The 17,500-nt window shown below is 76.9% G+C and carries 13 protein-coding genes; 10 read left to right on the top strand and 3 right to left on the bottom strand.

What is annotated here, in order from left to right:
* Position 1 precedes the first annotated feature (1 nt).
* Both ACIP37_RS08235 and ACIP37_RS08230 read right to left on the bottom strand, forming a co-directional pair.
* Positions 2 to 745 carry a C4-type zinc ribbon domain-containing protein gene (locus tag ACIP37_RS08235; protein WP_363580833.1) on the bottom strand — a complete coding sequence of 248 codons (744 nt, stop codon included), beginning with the start codon at positions 743 to 745 and terminating at the stop codon, positions 2 to 4.
* A gap of 23 nt (positions 746 to 768) precedes the next feature.
* Positions 769 to 1,605, bottom strand: coding sequence for a Nif3-like dinuclear metal center hexameric protein (locus ACIP37_RS08230; RefSeq protein WP_350885034.1), 837 nt, complete (start codon positions 1,603 to 1,605; stop codon positions 769 to 771).
* A 625-nt stretch (positions 1,606 to 2,230) separates the two neighbouring features.
* Between ACIP37_RS08230 and ACIP37_RS08225 the strand changes: the two genes are divergently transcribed.
* The 6 genes from ACIP37_RS08225 (at position 2,231) to ACIP37_RS08200 (ending at position 11,877) form a co-directional block, all read left to right on the top strand.
* Complete coding sequence (locus tag ACIP37_RS08225; protein ID WP_400805551.1) at positions 2,231 to 5,446, top strand: lanthionine synthetase LanC family protein; 3,216 nt, start codon at positions 2,231 to 2,233, stop codon at positions 5,444 to 5,446.
* Entirely contained in the window at positions 5,443 to 7,440 is a 1,998-nt protein-coding gene (locus tag ACIP37_RS08220) for an alpha/beta hydrolase family protein (RefSeq protein ID WP_400843530.1), read from the top strand. Before ACIP37_RS08225 ends, ACIP37_RS08220 begins: the two co-directional genes overlap by 4 nt.
* Before the next feature lie 265 nt (positions 7,441 to 7,705).
* Positions 7,706 to 7,849: a VenA family class IV lanthipeptide gene (locus ACIP37_RS08215; RefSeq protein ID WP_159398410.1), complete on the top strand. Its 144-nt coding sequence runs from the start codon at positions 7,706 to 7,708 to the stop codon at positions 7,847 to 7,849.
* 115 nt (positions 7,850 to 7,964) lie between these two features.
* Positions 7,965 to 9,620, top strand: coding sequence for an ATP-binding cassette domain-containing protein (locus ACIP37_RS08210; RefSeq protein WP_400805547.1), 1,656 nt, complete (start codon positions 7,965 to 7,967; stop codon positions 9,618 to 9,620).
* A gap of 209 nt (positions 9,621 to 9,829) precedes the next feature.
* Complete coding sequence (locus tag ACIP37_RS08205; protein ID WP_400805546.1) at positions 9,830 to 11,536, top strand: ATP-binding cassette domain-containing protein; 1,707 nt, start codon at positions 9,830 to 9,832, stop codon at positions 11,534 to 11,536.
* 167 nt (positions 11,537 to 11,703) lie between these two features.
* Entirely contained in the window at positions 11,704 to 11,877 is a 174-nt protein-coding gene (locus ACIP37_RS08200; RefSeq protein WP_363580823.1) for a hypothetical protein, read from the top strand.
* Positions 11,878 to 11,955: 78 nt separating this feature from the next.
* On the opposite strand, the gene ACIP37_RS08195 is transcribed toward ACIP37_RS08200, so the two are convergent.
* Positions 11,956 to 13,047, bottom strand: coding sequence for an alcohol dehydrogenase catalytic domain-containing protein (locus ACIP37_RS08195; protein WP_363580821.1), 1,092 nt, complete (start codon positions 13,045 to 13,047; stop codon positions 11,956 to 11,958).
* Positions 13,048 to 13,224: 177 nt separating this feature from the next.
* Here ACIP37_RS08195 and ACIP37_RS08190 point away from each other — a divergent pair, with 177 nt between their 5' ends.
* The 4 genes from ACIP37_RS08190 (at position 13,225) to ACIP37_RS08175 (ending at position 17,377) form a co-directional block, all read left to right on the top strand.
* The gene (locus ACIP37_RS08190) at positions 13,225 to 13,881 is read left to right on the top strand and encodes a class I SAM-dependent methyltransferase (protein WP_400805543.1); all 657 of its coding nucleotides are present in this window, start codon (positions 13,225 to 13,227) and stop codon (positions 13,879 to 13,881) included.
* Between the two features lie 180 nt (positions 13,882 to 14,061).
* A complete protein-coding gene (locus ACIP37_RS08185) occupies positions 14,062 to 15,261 on the top strand; it encodes a hypothetical protein (RefSeq protein WP_363580817.1) in 1,200 nt (399 codons plus the stop codon).
* Between the two features lie 7 nt (positions 15,262 to 15,268).
* On the top strand, positions 15,269 to 16,270 hold the full coding sequence (locus ACIP37_RS08180) for an N-acetylmuramoyl-L-alanine amidase (protein WP_400805541.1): 1,002 nt from the start codon (positions 15,269 to 15,271) through the stop codon (positions 16,268 to 16,270).
* 195 nt (positions 16,271 to 16,465) lie between these two features.
* Entirely contained in the window at positions 16,466 to 17,377 is a 912-nt protein-coding gene (locus ACIP37_RS08175) for a hypothetical protein (protein ID WP_363580813.1), read from the top strand.
* Positions 17,378 to 17,500 lie beyond the last annotated feature (123 nt).

Genomic DNA, 17,500 nt, shown 5'->3' with positions numbered 1-17,500 from the left:
GTCAGGCGCCCGAATCGGCGGTGCGGACCAGGATCCGCGAGCAGTTCTCGCAGCGGACCACCTTGTCGGCCGGCTCGGCCTTGATGGCGTTGAACTCGGTGATGGAGAACTCGGTGCGGCAGCCCTCGCAGCGGCGCTGGTAGAGGCGGGCCGCGCCGACGCCGCCCTGCGTCTGGCGCAGCTTGGTGTAGACCTTCAGCAGGTCGGCGGGGACGACGGCGGCGACGGTCTCGCGGTCCCGCTTGACCTTGTCGGCCTCGGTGTCGATCTCGGCGAAGGCGGCGTCCCGGCGGGTCTCGGCCTCGGTGAGGACGACGGTGGAGTGCTGGAGGCGCGCGGTCAGCTCGGTGACCCGGGTCTGGGCGCTCTCCAGCCGCTCCATGACCTCCAGCACGATCTCCTCCAGGTCGCCCTGGCGCTTGGCCAGCGAACCGATCTCGTGCTGGAGGTTCTCCAGGTCCTTCGGCGAGGTGATCGCGCCGGAGTCCAGGCGCTGCTGGTTGCGGGCGGCCCGGGCGCGGACCTGCTCCACGTCCTGCTCGGCCTTGGTCAGCTCGCGCGTGGTGTCGCCCTGCTGGGCCTCGGCGGCGACCACCAGGTCCTTGAGCGCGGTGTGGTCGGCGGAGGCCTTCTCGATCTCGGCGTGCTCGGGCAGGCTCCGGCGCCGGTGGGCCAGCTGGTCGAGCTTCGAGTCGAAGGCCTGGAGGTCGAGCAGGCGGATCTGGTCGGCGGGCGCGGCGTTCAAGGGGAAGGCTCCTGTGAATCGGGTCAGGCGGTGAAGGACATGGGGGCGTGCGCGGTCCACGGGTCGGTGACCCGGTGGGAGACCTTGGTCTCCACGGCCCAGCCGCGCTGGTCGGCGGCGGCGTGCAGGGCCCGCTCGGCCAGGGCGAGCCAGGGCCACTCGGTGGCCCAGTGCGCGGCGTCGACCAGGGCGACCGGCGCCGCCTCGGCGGCCTCGGACGCGGGGTGGTGGCGCAGGTCGGCGGTGAGGTAGGCGTCCACCCCGGCCGCCCGCACCTCGGCGAAGAAGCTGTCGCCCGAGCCGCCGCACACCGCGACCCGGCTCACCAGCCGGTCCGGGTCGCCGGAGACCCGGACGCCCGTGGCGGTGGCCGGCAGGCCCTCGGCCACCTGCGCGGCGAAGGCCGACAGGGGCAGCGGGGGCTCCAGCAGGCCGATCCGGCCGGTGCCGCGACGGCCCAGCGGGTCGGTCGGGTCCGGCACCAGCGGGCCGGTCACCCGCAGGCCCACGGCCTCGGCGAGCGCGTCCGAGACGCCGGGGTCGGCGTGATCGGCGTTGGTGTGCGCGACGTGCAGGGCGATGCCGTTGCTGATCAGCGTGTGCACCACCCGGCCCTTGAAGGTGGTCGCGGCGACGCTGGTGGTGCCGCGCAGATAGAGGGGGTGGTGGGTGACCACCAGGTCGGCGCCCCACTCGACGGCCTCGTCGACGACCGCCTGCACGGGGTCGACGGCGAACAGCACGCGGCCGACCTCGGCCTGGGGGTCTCCGCAGACCAGGCCGACGGCGTCCCAGGCCTCCGCCCACTGCGGCGGGTAGACCTCTTCGAGCGCGGTGATGACGTCGGACAGTTTCGGCACCTGTCGAGACTACCGTGCGCGCGGGGGCGGTCGGGCCTCGGCCGTTCGGCGACCTGGACGGCGGCGGGGCGGCAGTGCGGCGGGGATGGCGGCGGGTGTGCGGCGGCGGCGAGGTGGCGGCGCGGCTCGGACACGGGTGCCGATGGCGTACGGACGCGCGTCAACCTGCGGCGGGGGCGCCCGGGAGGGGCCGGCGCCGGTCGCACGCGCCCGTGCGCCCGGCGCCCACTGCTCACACGGGAGCCCTCGCACGAATTCGAAACCGCCTCCTGATCACCCTTACGAGTGAAGTGACCGGCTCTACGTTGAGCCACTCCCGCCTCGAAAGTAACTTCAGTCCTGCGAACGGGAGTTGCCCCGACAGTTGCCCCGACCGGGGGTCGGGAAGGCGCTCCGCCGGACACGGGCCCTGGCGAGACCGGGCCCGGGGCGGGCGCGGCCGGGGCTCCTGCCCCAGGCGCGGCACCGCCGCACCAGGGCGGTGCGCCGCACCGGGGCGGCACTCCCGTTCAGGGGCGGCACTCCCGCTCCTTCCGAGGAAGCCGATCAGGCCGGGCCGCACGCCCGGGTGCCGGAGCAGTGGGCACCCGCGGGCGACGGACGAGACGAAGGGATGTGGTGGCGAATGGCGGCGGGCACATCGCTGCGTACGGCCGAGGGCGGGGAATCGGCGGGCCACGGGCCGGATGCGGCCGGACCGTGGCCGGAGACGACGCGGGCGGCGCTGGCGGACGCCGGCGGCCGGGGAGGCGGCGGCGACTGGGAGGTCACCGCCGGGGGCTTCTGGTGCACGGCCAGGCCGCCCGCGTCGGTTCCACTCCCGGAGCAGGGCTGGAAGCTCCACGTCAGCGCGGCCTCGGCGGTCGGCGAAGCGGTGCTCGCGGCCGTCGTACGGGCCCTCGCCGACGACCCGTGCCCGTTCAAGTTCGCCGCCGGGGAGCAGCGGCTGCGCGAACTCAACTCCCGTAACAGCGATCGGGGTTCGGCGGGCAAGTTCATCACCGTCTACCCGGCCGACGACGCCCAGTTCCGGCGGCTGGCCGCCGGACTCGACCGGGCCACCGCCGGACTGCCCGGGCCCGTCGTGCTCTCCGACCGCCCCTACCGGCCCGGCAGCCTGGTCCACTACCGGTACGGCGCCTTCGCGGCCCGCGCCGAGCTCGGCCACGACGGGGAGTACCGCTCCGTCCTGCACGGGCCGGACGGCGAACGGGCCGAGGACGTGCGCGGCGCCTCCTACCGGGCGCCGTCCTGGGCCCGGGACCCGCTGGCGACCGGTGCGGCCCGGCCGGGGGCGAAGCGCGGCGCGGGCGTGCTGCTCGCCGAGCGGTACGCGATCACCGCCGCCGTACGGCACAGCACCAAGGGCGGGGTCTTCCTCGGCCGGGAGGCCGCGAGCGGCGCCGAGGTCGTGGTCAAGCAGGCCCGCGCGCACATCGAGATCGACCGGGCCGGCACCGACGCCCGCGACGCCCTGCGGCACGAGGCCGCCCTGCTGACCCGGCTGGACGGGCAGGGCCTGGCACCCCACCCGATCGAACTGATCGAACGGGACGACTCCGTCTTCCTCGTGCAGGAACGAATCGCCGGACAGCCGCTCGGCGCGTGGGTCGCCGCCCGGCTGCGGCGCGACGGCAGCCCCGACGTCGACTGGGCCGAAGCCGGACCGGTCGCGCACGCCCTCCTCGACCTCGTCGAGCAGGTGCACGCCCAAGGGCTCGTCCTGCGCGACCTCTCCCCCGGCAACGTGATGGTCCGCCCCGACGGCCGCCTCCGGCTCGTCGACCTCGAACTCGCCGCCGAAACCGGCCGCCCCGCCGGCTCCGCCGGCACCCCCGGCTACCGCGCCCCCGAACAGGGGCCCGGCCGGCTCGGCCTCGTCCACGACGGCACCTGCGTCGCCGACCCGGCCGTCGACCTGTACGCCCTCGGCGGCCTGCTCTTCCTCCTCGCCACCGGCCACGACCCGCTGCTCCCGGACGACCTCCCCCGGGCCCGCCCGGTCACCGAGCGCCTCGGCCGCTGGCTCGCCCTCGCCGCCCGCACCGGTACCACCGCCCGCCGCCTCGCCCCCGCCGTCCTCGGCCTCCGGGCCGAACAGCCGGGGCAGCGCTGGAGCCTCGCCCAGGTCAGGGTGGAACTCGCGGGCGGAGCCACCGCGGGCGCCCGGCGCAGCGGAGACACGCACCCGGACCCGGCCGACGGCGGCGGAACCCCTGGTGCCGTGCACGGCCACGACACCATCGCCGCCGTCACTCCCCTGTGGCAGGCACCGAACCGGCGGAACACGCACACCGGGCGCCCCGACGGCCCGCATGCCGCCGGCCCGACCGGCGCCGCCGCCACCGCACCCCCGCAGCGAGCCGCCGACAGCAGTGCCGCGCCCGCCAGGGCCGGTGCCATCCGGGCCGCCACCGCTCCGCCGTGGCGCGCCGCGGCCCACCGGGCCACGCCCGCCGAGCACTCCGGCGACGCCCACGACGACCGTTCCGCGACCGATGCGACCGCCACGACCGGCGGCCCCCGGGCTACCGTCCGACCCGACGGCGCCGCCCCGGACGCCGCCTGCCGCGCGTCGGCCGGCCTCCTCGACCGGGTGCTGTGCGACGGCCTGCGGCAGCTGGCCGTCACGGCCACGCCGCTGCGGCGGGACCGGTTGTGGCCGGTCGTGCCCGCCGGGGAGCGGACGGATCCGTGCAATGTGCAGCACGGCGCCGCCGGGGTGCTGGCGGTGCTGGCGCGGGCGGTGGCGGCGGAGGGCCTGCCGGGCGGGGTGCGCGCGGAGGCCGCGCGGACGGCCCGGACGGCCGCCGGGTGGATCGAACGGCGCCTGGCCGCCGAGCCGGTGGTGCTGCCCGGGCTGCACTTCGGGCGGTCGGGGACGGCCTGGGCGCTGTTGGACGCCGCCCGGGCGCTGGGCGACGAGGGGCTGGCCGTTCGGGCCGCCGCGCTCGCCCGGCGGATCCCCGTCGAGTGGCCCAACCCCGACGTCTGCCACGGCGCGGCCGGCTCAGGGTTCACCCAACTCCGCTTTGCCGCCGAAGGCTTCACCGCCGAAGCCGCCGGTGACCCGGCCTTCCTCGACCGCGCCGCCCACTGCGGCCACGCCCTGCTCGCCGCCGCCCGGCGCGAGCTGTACGGGCGGGTGTGGCCGGTGCCGGCGGACTTCGACTCGGCGCTCGCCGGGATCACCCATCTCGGCTTCGCGCACGGCGTGGCCGGTGTGGGCGCCTTCCTGCTGGCCGCCGCCGAGGCGACCGGCGACCGCGACCTGCTGGCCGGCGCCGTCGAGGCCGGGCACACGCTCGCCGCGACCGTCCGCTGGGACGCGCCGCGCGAGAGCGCCTGGTGGCCGCAGAGCGCGGGCGATCCGGACCGCGTCCGGCTGGCGCACTGGTGCAGCGGCTCGTCCGGCGTGGGCACCTTCCTGCTGCGCCTCTGGCGGGCCACCGGCGACGCCACCGCGCACGGGCTGGCGCTGGCCGCCGGGCGGGCCGTACTGGCCGGGCGCTGGCACGGCGGGGTGAGCGCCTGCCACGGCCTGGCCGGCGACGGCGAGTACCTGCTCGACCTTGCCGAGGTCGCCGACGAGCCGGAATTCCGTTCCGGCGCCGAGGAGTTGGCGCAACTGATCGCCGCCCGGTCGGCACTGCGGGGCGGCCTGCTGGTGCTGCCGGACGAGACCGGGACGGGCTGCGCGGCCGGCTACGGCACCGGCGCGGCGGGCGCGCTGGCCTTCCTGCTGCGGCTTCGGCACGGCGGCCCCCGACTCTGGGTGGATCCGGCTCCGCCCGCCGTACGCCGGCTCCAAGGCGCGGGCAGCGGGGTGAGCGGGGCATGAACGTGGCCACCCGGACCGTCGCGCAGGCGCTGCGCCGACTGAGCTTCACCTTCTCCGCCGACGGCGGTCACGCCGCCTGCCTCGCCTCGGCCGCCGACGGCGGCTGGTACGTGGAGAGTTGGCGGCTGCCCTCGGACGGCGGGCCGGCCACCCCGCTGGCGTTGCCGCTGTCCGGCAACCGGTCGGAGAGCCTGCGTTCGCAACTGGTCGCGCTGCCGGACGGCTCGGTGCTGGTCTGCCGGCACGACGGCGAGCGGCACGACCTGGTCCGCCTCTCGTACGGCGAGAACGGCGCCGTGGAGCAGCAGATGGCCACGATCCGGATGCCCGGGCTGCGGCTGCTGCCGGTCCCGACGCCCCACGGCGCCGGTCCTCGGACGCCGATGGCGCTCGCCCTCGGGACGGACACCCGCCCGGCGACCACCGTCTGGCTGGTGCGGACGGACGGCAGCGAGCCCGAACGGGTCGCCGAGATCCCGGCGCTGCACGGCGGCGGCGCCTGGCTGGACAGCGCCGGAGCGCTGCTGGCGCTGGACCGGGTGAACGCGGGACTCGTCCGCACCGTGGTGCTGGACCTGCGCAGCGGCACGACCACCCCGCTGCTGGAGATCGGCGAGCGCAGCAACGACCGGCTGGTGCTGTTCGACCCGGACAGCCGGTTCGCGATGGTGCGCAGCGACGCGCCGGGCACCGACCGGCTCGGCTGGGGCGTGCTGGGCGGCGGCGAACCGCTGCGGTTCCCGGAGTGCCTGCACGTCGCGGGCATGTTCCTGCGGCCGGTCGCGCTGCGGCGGACGGCGGACGGCCCGCAGGTGGCGGTGCAGGTCGACCACGGCGCCGGCTCCGCGCTCGCCCTGTGGCGGGCCGCCGCCGGCCGGCTGGACCAGCTGCCGGTGCCGCCCGGCCGACTCGGCGCGGTCGGCCACTGGGGCGGGGCGGCGCTGCGGCTTCCGTACTCCTCGCCCGACCACCCGGCGGCGCTGGCCGCCCTGGACGTGGACGCGCTGCTGGCGCACGGCCCGGCGAAGGCCGGGTCCGGCCCGATGCCGATGCCGCTGCCGCTGCAACTGGCGCCGCTGGGCTCCGGCCTGCCCGGCCCGTGGCGGGACACCGTGCTGCCCTGGCAGCCCGGCGGTCCGCGCACCCCCCGCACCCAGCCGCCGGGTTGGCGGGTGGACGGCAGCACCGCCCCCGGGGACGGCGGCCGCTGGCAGCCCGCACAGAGCCTCGAACTCGCCGGTCCAGCCGGGCCGTTGGAGGCCGTGGTGTACGGCGGGGACACCTGGCTGAGCAGCCCGCACCTGGTGCTGGCGCTCCACGGTGGCCCGGCGGACGCCTGGCGGCTGGAGTTCGACCCGGCCCTTCAGCGGATGGCCGCCGAGGGCCTGGCCGTGATCGCACCGAACCAGCGCGGCTCCACCGGCTACGGGGTGGCGCACGCGATGGCCATCCGGGGCGCCTGGGGCGGGCCCGACCTGGACGACGTGCTGTACCTGCTGGACGGCATCGCCGGCCAGCGCGCGGCACTCGGGCTGGAACCGCCGGCCCTGTTCGGGGTCAGCTACGGCGCGTTCCTGGCGCTGCTGGCGGCCGCGCACGCGCCGTCCGAGCAGGTGTCCCGCTGCGCGGTGGTCGCACCGTTCCTGTCCGGTGCCCGGCTGCTGGCCGAAGCGGCACCCCCCGTACGGGCGTTGACCACCCGGCTGGCCGGCGACGAACCGATCACCGACGCCCGCGGCCCGCGCGACGTCCTCCAGCTGGCGCACCGGCTGAGCGCCCCGCTGCTGGTGGTGCACGGCAACCGGGACGAGGTCGTGCCGGTGAGCCAGTCCCGTTCGCTGCGGCACGAGTTGCTGCGGATCGGCCGGGTCGAGGGCGCGGACTTCCGGTACGTCGAGGCGGCCGGATCGGGCCACGAGGTGCTCGCCGAGGAGGGCGCGGCCGTGCTGCACGAGCTGCTGGCCGCGTTCCTGCGGACCGGCCGACCGGGCTGACCGGGCTGACCGGAGCCCCGGCACCTCGGTACGTCGACTCCTCGACACCTCAGGACGTCGACACCTCGACTCCTCGACACCTCAGGACATCGACACCTCGACTCCTCGACACCTCATCAGGACGTCGACACCTCAACACACAGACTCCCGGGCCCGACGCGGCCCGGGGCACCACCCCGGCGCGGCGGACCGAGCCGCCCGGGGGCGACACCCGATGCCCGCAGGCAGATCGCGGCGGGCGTAGTTCCAGGGGAGGAACCCGATCATGGAGAACATGGTGGACTTCGAGACCGACCTCGCGGCGCTGCAGGACCTGCCGGAGACCGAGTCCGTCGAGCTGACCGGCCACGGCGCCGGCTGCCAGTACACCTGTCTCATCCTCACCTGCCTGATCTTCACCAACAGCTGATCCAGGCGGTGAGCCGTGGGTGCCGTCCCCGCCTGTCCGGACAGGCGGGGACGGCACCGTCCGTTTCCCCGCACATGCCCGACCCCCGACCCGACGTTCCGACGGGAGCTCCGACTTGCCCCGCCGCCCCACCGGCTGGACCCTCGCACTCGGCATCGCCCTGCCGGTCGGGGCCGCCACCACGCTCGCCCTGCCCGCCGCCCTCGCCGCGGCCGTCGACGCCGCCCTCGGCCACCGGCCCGAGTCCGGCGCCTTCGTGCGGCTCGCCCTCGTCCTGGGCGTGGCCGCCGCGGCCGACGCCACCGCCGCCGCGGCCGCCCCGGCCTGCTCCGCCGAGGCCACCGCCGCCCTGCGCGGGCGCCTCGTCCGCCACCTGCTCGCCCTCGGAGCCGGCGGCCGGCTCCGCCACGGACCACCGCCCGGCGACCTCGCCGCCCGCCTGCTGGGCTCGGCCGGCGACGCTGGCGGCCGGCTGCCCGCCGTCCTCGGCGCGGCCACGGCGCTGCTCACCTCGGCGGGCGCGATCGTCGGGCTCGGGCTGCTGTCACCGTGGCTGGCGCTCGCCTTCTTCGCGGGCGTCGTCCCCGGCGTGGTGCTGATCCGGCTCTTCCTGCGCGAGGCCGGGCCGGTGTTCGCCCGCTACCAGGAGGTCCAGGCCAACCTTGCTGCCCGGCTCAGCGACGCCCTCACCGGACTGCGCAGCATCCACGCCGCCGGCGCCGAACAGCGTGAGGCGGCACGGGTGTTGGCGCCGCTACCGGACCTGTCCGCCGCCGGGCTCGCGCTCTGGGCGGCGCAGCGGCGCACCGCCTGGCAGGCCACCCTGCTGATCGCGGTGGTCGAGGTCGCGGTGCTCGCCACCGCCGGGGCGCTCCTCGCCGGCGGCACCCTGGCTCCCGGGGCACTCGCCGCCGCGGCCGGCTGGGCGGCCCTCGGCGCCGGGCTCTTCGAACAGGTCGAGGCGCTGGTCGCGGTGGCGCACGCCCGCGCCGGGCAGGCCCGGGCCGACGAACTGCTGGCCGTCCGCCCGGCCGAACCCGGCCGGGCGGCCCTCCCCGCCGACGGCTACGGGGAGGTCGTCCTGCGCGGCGTGGTGGTGCGCGACGGCGACCGGGTGCTGCTCGGCCCGCTCGACCTGACGATCCCCGGCGGCCGCACGGTCGCGCTGGTGGGACGCTCCGGCTCCGGCAAGTCCCTGCTGGCCGCGCTGCCCGGGCGGCTGCGCGACCCCGACGAGGGCGCCGTACTGATCGACGGCGTCCCGGTGGACGCGCTGGCCCCGTCCGAACTGCGGCACGCGGTCGGCTACGCCTTCGCCCGGCCCGCCCTGATCGGCCGTACGGTCCGCGACGCGCTGGCCGGCGCCGGCCCCGCCGAGGCGGCGGCCGCCCGCGCGGACGGCTTCCTCCAGCGGCTGCCCCGGGGCTGGGACACCCCGCTCGACGAACTCCGGCTCTCCGGCGGCGAACTGCAACGCCTCGGCCTGGCCCGGCTCCTGGCCCAGCCCGCCCGGGTCGTCGTCCTCGACGATGCCACCTCGGGCCTGGACCTCGCCACCGAGCACCTGGTCACCGAGGCCCTCGACCGCGCCACCCTCGGTCGCACCCGGCTGGTGGTCGCCCACCGCGCCGGCGTCGCCGCCCGCGCCGACCTCGTCGCCTGGCTCGACGCCGGCCGCCTGCGCGCCCTCGCCCCGCACGCCACCCTCCTCGCCTACCCCGACTACCGCGCCGCCCTGTCGGACACCGCCCTCCAGACGGCCGCCGTCTGATGGCCCGCCACCGCACCCCGCCCGACGGCGGCGCAGGAAGTCGGCCCTCTCGACTTCCCACGCAACCGCCCGCCCCGGCGCCCGGCACGAGGAGTCGGCATCGCCGACGGCCCGCAACAGCCGGAGCCCCGCACCGGCCCGGCGCGGGCCGACCGCCCGGCACCGGAAGTCGGCGTCGTCGACTTCCGGCGTCCGCCTCCCCCGGGTGGGTGCTGCTGTTCCGGCAACTGGCCGTCACGCGCGGGCCGCTGCTCCGGCTGCTCGGGTGGTCCGGGGTGGAGGCGCTGCCGCCGCTGCTGTCCGGGCTGCTCGTCTCGGCCGCCGTCGACCAGGGGTTCCTGGCCGGGCGGCCGGGGGCCGGGGTGGCCTGGCTGGCCGGGTTCGGCGCCTCGATGGCCGTCCGGGCGTACGCGGCGCGGGCCGGGTTCCCGCACCTGGCGGGGGTGGTGGAGCCGCTGCGGGACGCCCTGGTCGAGCGGGTGGTCCACAGCGCGCTCGCCCGGCCGTCGGCGGATCCGGCCGAGGTCGCCCGGCTCACCGAACAGGTCGAGTCCGCAAGGCAGTTGACCGCCACCCTGCTGCGCACCCTGCGCGGCGTCGGGGTCACCCTGGTCGCCGCCCTGGCCGGTCTGGCGCTGCTGGCGCCCGTCGTCCTGCCGCTGGTCCTGCTGCCGCTGCTCGCCGCCGGGTTCCTCTTCGCCCGTCTGCTGCGCCCGCTGGTGGCGCGGCGGCACGCGGTCGTGCTCGCCGAGGAGCGGCTGGCCGCCGAGGCGGGGCGGGCGCTGCACGGGTTGCGCGACGTGCAGGCCACGGGCACCCGGGAGCAGGTCGCCGAGGCACTGACCGGGGCCGCCCGGGCGAGCGCCGCTGCCTCCCGCGCCCTGGGCCGGGCCTCGGCCCTGCGCGCGCTGGTCGTGGCCCTCGGCGGCCGGCTGCCCGCCCTGGCCGTCCTCGCCGCCGCGCCGTGGCTGCTCGCCCGCGAGGCCCTGACCCCCGGCGAACTGCTCGGCGTCGCGACCTATCTGCTGCAGCAACTCGACCCGGCGGTGCGGACGTTGGCGGGTACGGTCGGCGGCTGGCTGCTCAACCTCGCCGTCGTCCTGGACCGCCTGGCGGCCACCACGATCGACCCGCCGGCGGACACCGCCCCCAGCGCGCTGCCGGGGAGAGCCGCGGGGCAGGAGCCGGAGGTACGGGTCAGCGGGTTGAGGTACGGGCACGGCGGGGCCGGGGCGCCGGTGCTGGAGGGGCTGGAGTTCGGGTTCGCGCCCGGGGAGCACGTGGCCGTGGTGGGAGTGAGCGGGGCGGGGAAGTCGACGCTGGCGGCCCTGCTGGCCGGGGTGCTGACGCCGACGGGCGGGGCCGTGTCGGTGGGCGGGGTGCGGCCGGACGGGCTGGCGGGGGCCGCGCGGGCGCGACTGGTGGCGTTGGTGCCGCAGGAGGCGTACGTGTTCCCGGGGCCGGTGCGGTCCAATCTGACCTGGCTCTCCCCGGAGGCCACGGAGGAGCAACTCGCCCGTGCCGTCCGCGTACTGGGGGCCGATCAGGTGGTCGCGCGGCTGGGCGGCCCGGAGGCCGTCCTGCGCGATCCGGGCGTGCTGTCGGGCGGGGAGCGGCAGTTGCTCGCGCTGGTGCGGACGTATCTGTCGCCGGCGCCGGTCGTGGTGCTGGACGAGGCGACCTGCCATCTGGACCCGCATGCGGAGGAGCGGGTCGAGCGGGCGTTCGCCGCCCGGCCAGGGACTCTCGTCGTGGTCGCGCACCGGATCAGTTCGGCCCTGCGCGCGGACCGGGTGCTGCTGCTGGACGGCGGGCGGGGGGTGCTCGCCCGGCACGGCGATCTTCAGGTGCTGTCCCCGCTGTACCGCGAGTTGGTCGGTCACTGGCTGGGTTCGACGGCGGGTCGCGCGTCATGATCTCGATAGGATCTCGTCCGTTCCGGCCGTTATGGTGGCCGGGGCACGGGCCGCGATCACCGGCTGTGGCGCGTACCGAGCGCCCGATCGGGGACCCGACCGCGCGCCGCCAAGCGCCGGCCGGGCGCCGATGACCTGCACCCTCCGCACGGAAAAGACGATTTCTGATGTCCGACACCCTCACCGCCTCCACCGGACCCGCGGCCAACGGGACCGACGCCGACGAGAGCACCGCCGGGTACACCTCGTCGCACGGCCGGCACCGGGGCCGTTCCGCCGCCGACGACAAGCCCGAGGCCGACCCGCACGGCCGGCACCGCGCCGCGGCGGACCGGGGCTGAGCACACCCGCACCGGAAGGGCCCGTCAGGGGGAGCACCCCCCGGCGGGCCCTCGTCGCGTTCGGGCAGGGCCTGCGGCTCAGCGCCCCAGCGTCACGACCGTGCGCAGCGCCTCGCCGCTGCGCATCTGGGCGATCGCCTCGTTGACGTCCGACAGGTCGACGCGGTGGCTGATCATGCCGTCGAGGTCGATCCGCCCGGCCCGCCACAGGTCGACGACCAGGGCGATGGTGCGGGCCACCGGCGCCCCGCCGTAGAGCGAGGGCAGCAGGCGCTTCTCGTTGAAGAACAGCTCGCCCATGGTGAACTGCGCGAGGTCGTCCTGCGCGCCGGCGCCGATCACCACGACCGCGCCGCCGCGCCGGGCCGCGTCGTAGCCGGCCCGGACGGTGGCGGACCGGCCGACGGCCTCGAAGACGTAGTCGAAGCCGCCGCCGGGCAGGCCCTTCGCCGTCGCCCTGAGGTCCTCGGGGGCGATCGCCTCGGTCGCGCCGAACGCCAGTGCCCGCTCGCGGCGCGAGACGACCGGGTCGACGACGGTGATCCGGGCGGCGCCGCAGACCCGGGCACCCTGCACGGTGGCGACCCCGACCCCGCCCGCGCCGATCACCGCGACGGAGGCGCCGGGTTCGACCCGGGCGGTGTTGACGGCGGCGCCGACGCCCGTGGTCACCCCGCAGCCGATCAGCGCGGCGGCCTCGTACGGCAGGTCGGCGGGCACCTTGATGACGGCGTCCGCAGCGACCACGACCTCCTCGGCGAACGCCCCGGTGCCGTAGAACCCGGAGGCCTCGACCGCCGCGCCGCCGTCCTCGAAGCGGAAGCCGGGCGCGCCGAGCCGCCGCAGGCTGGCGATGCACAGGTGGCCGCGGCCCCGCTCGCAGTGCGCGCAGCGGCCGCAGGGCGCCATCCAGCAGAGCACCACGCGGTCGCCGGGGGCGAGGCCGGCCACGCCCTCACCGACCTCCACGACCTCCCCGGCACCCTCGTGCCCGGGGACGAACGGCGCGGGCTGCGGCAGGACGCCGCTCATCGCCGAGAGGTCGGAGTGGCAGAGGCTGGCAGCGCGCATCCGGACCCGTACGGCGCCCGGCCCGAAGCCGACGGCCGTCACGTCCTCCCGGACGTCAAGGGTCTCCTGGCCGGTCTTGTGCAGGACGGCTGCGCGCATGGGGCTGCTCCCGGTGTGCCTCGTGTGCTCGGTTCTCCACGGTCGGGCCCGATTCTGACACGGGCGACCCGACCCGACTAGAACACGTTCCAGGGCCGCTGTGGTCCGCCCCTCTACCGTCGAGTAGGGTCCGGGGCGAACGCGTTCGCGCACGTCCCGAGCCCGAGGAGCACCGTCATGTCCGACCTGCTGGAGAGTGTCCGCCCGGCGGCCGAGGTGCTGGCGGCGTTCGAGGCGGCCGCCGGATTCATGCCGGTGGACGAGGGGCTGGCGCTGTACGCGGCGGCGGTGACGGCGGCGCGGCGCACCGGGCTGCCGGTGCTGGAGATCGGCACCTACTGCGGTCGCTCGGCGGTCCTGCTGGCGGCTGCCGCCCGGGAGACCGGGACGACCGCGCTGACGGTGGACCACCACCGCGGCTCGGAGGAGCAGCAGCCCGGCTGGGAGTACCACGACCCGACGCTGGTGGACCCGGAGGTGGGGCTGATGGACACCCTGCCGCGGTTCCGCCGGACGCTGCACGCCGCCGGGCTGGAGGAGCACGTGGTGGCGCTGGTGGGCCGCTCGCCGCGGATCGCGGCGCTGTGGGGCCGGCCGCTGGCCCTGGTGTTCATCGACGGCGGGCACACCGACGAGCACGCGACCGGCGACTACGAGGGCTGGGCCCCGCACCTGGCGCCGGACGGGCTGCTGGTGGTGCACGACGTGTTCCCGGACCCGGCGGACGGCGGCCAGGCCCCGTACCGGGTGTACCTGCGGGCGCTGGCCGAGGGCTTCGAGGAGGTCTCGGTGACGGGCTCGCTGCGCGTCCTGCGCCGGACCGCCGCGAGCTAGCGCTAGCCGCTCACCACCCGCCGCTCACCACCGCCGCCCACCGCCCGATCCGCCGAGCGGCCCCACAGTCCTGCACGGATGCTCTAACGTCGTGCCGGAGCTGTCGGGCGGAGGTTCGAACGGTACGGTGTCCGCGCAGCACCAGGCAGAGCATCGGCGGACGGTGGGGGCTAGCGGCACATGACGGACCAGCACAACACCGCTCCGGCAGTCTGGGACCCCACCGCGCGCGGCGGCGCGGGCGGCTGGGTGCGCGGCCCGCAGCGACCCGCCGAGCCCACCCCGGCGCAGCCCGCCCCCGCCCAGCCCGCCGCACCGCGCCCCGGGGCCGCACCGCAGGACGGGGCCGCGCTGCCGCCCGCCACCGGCGCCGTCGGGGACCAGGGCCCGCCGCTGGGTGCCCGCCCGTACCTGGCCGCCCCGAAGCCGCCGTCCGTGCCGCCGCCGGCGCCGTTCCCCTCCCACGCGTCCGCGCAGACCCCGGGGCCCGGCTACGTGTCCGGCGAGGCCCCCGGCCCCGGCTACGTGTACCCGCCGCAGCCGCCCGCCGGCCCGCAGCAGCCCCCGTACGTCCCGTACCAGGGACAGCCCGACTACCCCGCCGACTACCCCTCCGGTTACCCCGCCGACTACGAGGACCCGGACGACGGGGACCGCCCGAACAACCGGAAGGCACCGCTGCTGATCGGCTTCGCGCTGCTCCTGGTGGTGGCGGTCGGCGGCGGCCTGCTGGTGGCCGCCCAGAACAGCGGCGACAAGAAGGACCAGGCCTCGCCCGCCCCGCCGTCCGCCTCCGCGACGTCCACCGGGAACCCGCCGACGGGCCCGGCGCCCACCGGTACGGACGCCGCGCCGAACGGCGCCACCGACCCGGCCTCGTCCGCCGCGGCGCCGTCCCCGACCGCGAGCGGTGCCGGCGCCAACGCCAAGACGCAGGCACAGGCCCTGGACGGCCTGCTCACCGAGGGCGAGAGCGCGAAGGCCCCGATCGGCAGCGCGGTCGCCAAGGTGAGCAGCTGCCCGGCGAAGGCCGACATCGAGAGCGCGGCGCAGGTGTTCGACAACGGCGCCAAGCAGCGCGACGAACTGCTGCGCAAGCTCGCCAAGCTGAGCGCCTCCGACGTGCCGGGCGGCGCGGACGCGATGGCGTCGCTGAAGTCCGCCTGGCAGCTGTCGGCCGACATCGACCGGGCGTACGCGAGCTGGGCGCGGGCGGTCGCCGGCCAGGGCTGCTCGGGCTCGGCCCCGAACACCGCCGACAAGAAGCGGGCCGACGAGCTCAACCCGCAGGCCACCCAGGCGAAGAAGGACTTCGCGGGCAAGTGGAAGCCGATCGCCGACACGTACGGCCTCACCCCGCGCACCCAGGACAGGATCTGATCCACCCGTGACCGGCCCGAACTCCCGACCGCCCCGCCGTTCCACCCTGCTGCGCGCCACCACGGCGGTGGGCGCGGCCGTTCCGCTCTGCCTGGCGGGCTGGCTGGGCTGGCAGTCCCTCGGCCACTCCGCGGCGGTGGGCGGCACCGCCGCGCCGGCCACCTCCCCGGCCGGAACCGCCACACCGGGCACCACCACCCCGGGAACCGCCACACCGGGAACCACCGCACCGGGAACCCCGGCCCAGACGCCGACGACCCCGGTACCCCCGACCACCCCGACGACGCCCGCCCCGTCGAACACACCCGCCCCGTCGGACACCCCGGTCTCCCCCACCGCGCTCACCGGCCGCACCATCCTGCTCGACCCCGGCCACAACCCCGGCAACTCCGCGCACACCGCCGAGATCAACCGCCTGGTCGACATCGGCAACTCCCGCAAGCAGTGCGACACCACCGGCACCGAGACCAACTCCGGCTACACCGAGGCCGAGTACACCCTGGACGTCTCCCACCGGGCCCGCGCCATCCTGGCCGCCCGCGGCGCGACGGTGGTGCTGGCGCAGGACGGCGACCGTCCGTGGGGCCCCTGCATCGACGAGCGCGCCCGGGCCGGCGCCGACGCGCACGCCGACGTGGCCCTGTCGGTGCACGGGGACGGCGGTCCGGCGGGCGGCAGCGGGTTCCACGTGATCCTCCCGGCGAAGGTGGCGGCCGGGAAGGCGGACAACTCGGCGATCGTCGAGCCGTCGCGCCGGCTCGGCCTGCTGCTGCGCGAGCGCTTCCGCGCCGCGACGGGCGAGCCGTACGCGGACTACACCGCGAGCGACGGCCTGGACACCCGCTCCGACCTGGGGGGCCTGAACCTGTCCACGGTGCCGAAGGTGTTCATCGAGTGCGGTAACATGCGCAACCCGGTGGACGCCAAACGGATGACGGATCCTCAGTGGCGGCAGCGGGCGGCCCAGGGGATCGCCGACGCGCTGACGGCGTATCTGACCACCCGGTAAGGAAGTTGGGCCGGGGCGGCCGACGGCGTGCGCGCCGCCCGGGTCGCGCCTTTGGCAACGACTTCGCCCCATTCCCGGTCCCGCCGTGCACCGGCGGTGCGGTTGGGCCTAGGCTTCTGGTCCGTTCGGGAGTTTCGGCCGGTCAGCCCGACCGCACGAACCGCCGTCCACGACACGTCAACGAGGGGAACGTTAGTGAATCTGCGCGCTCTCACCAGGGGAGACGCCGCCGTCGCCGGCGCGGCCGTCCTGCTCTTCATCGCCTCCTTCCTGCCCTACTGGACGGTGGACTGCACCGGCCGGTACTGCGGCGACACATCGCAGAACGCGTGGAGCACCCAGCTGTTCCCCATCCTGCCGTCGATCTACCTGCTCGGCATCGCCGCCGCGGTGCTGATCCTGCTGCACCGCTTCCAGGGCGAGGCCGCGGCCGGGCGCCAGGTGCTCGGCCTGCGGCTGGACCAGTGGGGCATCGCCTTCGCCGTCGTCGCGCTGTGGACGGCGCTGTGGTCGCTGGGCGGCGGCCCGTCCGGCGGCAGCTTCGGGCACGGCTTCGGCGCCTGGCTCGGCCTCATCGCGCTGATCGTGCTGGCCGGTGCGGCCGCGGCCGCGCCGCTGGTGCCCGCGCTGAAGGCCCCGCTGGTCGCCGACCGTCCGGCGGCCGTCCCCTACCAGGGCGGCTACCCGGCCCCGGGCCAGCCGGTGCAGCCCGGCCAGTACGGCTACCCGGCCCCGGGCCAGGACCCGAACCAGGCCCCGGCGTACGGCGCCCAGCCCGGTGGCTACGGCTACCCGGCGGCCGGCCAGCCGCAGCCGGTGCAGGCCGGCCAGCCGCAGGACGCGGCCGCCGCCCCGCAGCCGGTCCCGGCCGCGCAGCCGCAGCCGACCCCGGCCGCCCCGGCGGCCGACTTCGCACCGTTCTGGTTCGCCGTCCCGGCCCCGCGCTCGCTGGCGTCGAAGGACAACCCGGCGGGCGCCCCCGTCGGCGAGCTGGTGCCCGGCACCTGGTACCTGGCGGTCGAGCAGCGCGGCAGCGCGCTGGTCGCCCAGCTTCAGGACGGCACCGTCGGCCTGCTGGCCGACACCTCGGGCATCCAGCGCGGCTGACGCCCCCGCCGGTACGACGAAGGGGTGGGACCGGATCTCTCCGGTCCCACCCCTTCGCGTTGCCCGTACGAGCCTCAACCGTCGTGCGGGCCTCAGCCGTTCGCACCGGCATCGGCCACGGCT

The organism is Kitasatospora sp. NPDC088861 (genome assembly GCF_044750105.1).
Classification (GTDB): Bacteria; Actinomycetota; Actinomycetes; order Streptomycetales; family Streptomycetaceae; genus Kitasatospora.
Note: the sequence above shows the minus strand (reverse complement) of the source record. Positions and strands in the feature narration are given on the sequence as shown.

What these genes read in the sequence shown, in the direction of transcription:
- ACIP37_RS08225 (WP_400805551.1), top strand. Translation starts at nt 2,231, where the DNA reads ATGGCGGCGGGCACATCGCTGCGTACGGCCGAGGGCGGGGAATCGGCG.
- ACIP37_RS08220 (WP_400843530.1), top strand. Translation starts at nt 5,443, where the DNA reads ATGAACGTGGCCACCCGGACCGTCGCGCAGGCGCTGCGCCGACTGAGC.
- ACIP37_RS08215 (WP_159398410.1), top strand. Translation starts at nt 7,706, where the DNA reads ATGGAGAACATGGTGGACTTCGAGACCGACCTCGCGGCGCTGCAGGAC.
- ACIP37_RS08200 (WP_363580823.1), top strand. Translation starts at nt 11,704, where the DNA reads ATGTCCGACACCCTCACCGCCTCCACCGGACCCGCGGCCAACGGGACC.
- ACIP37_RS08195 (WP_363580821.1), bottom strand. Translation starts at nt 13,047, where the DNA reads ATGCGCGCAGCCGTCCTGCACAAGACCGGCCAGGAGACCCTTGACGTC.
- ACIP37_RS08190 (WP_400805543.1), top strand. Translation starts at nt 13,225, where the DNA reads ATGTCCGACCTGCTGGAGAGTGTCCGCCCGGCGGCCGAGGTGCTGGCG.
- ACIP37_RS08185 (WP_363580817.1), top strand. Translation starts at nt 14,062, where the DNA reads ATGACGGACCAGCACAACACCGCTCCGGCAGTCTGGGACCCCACCGCG.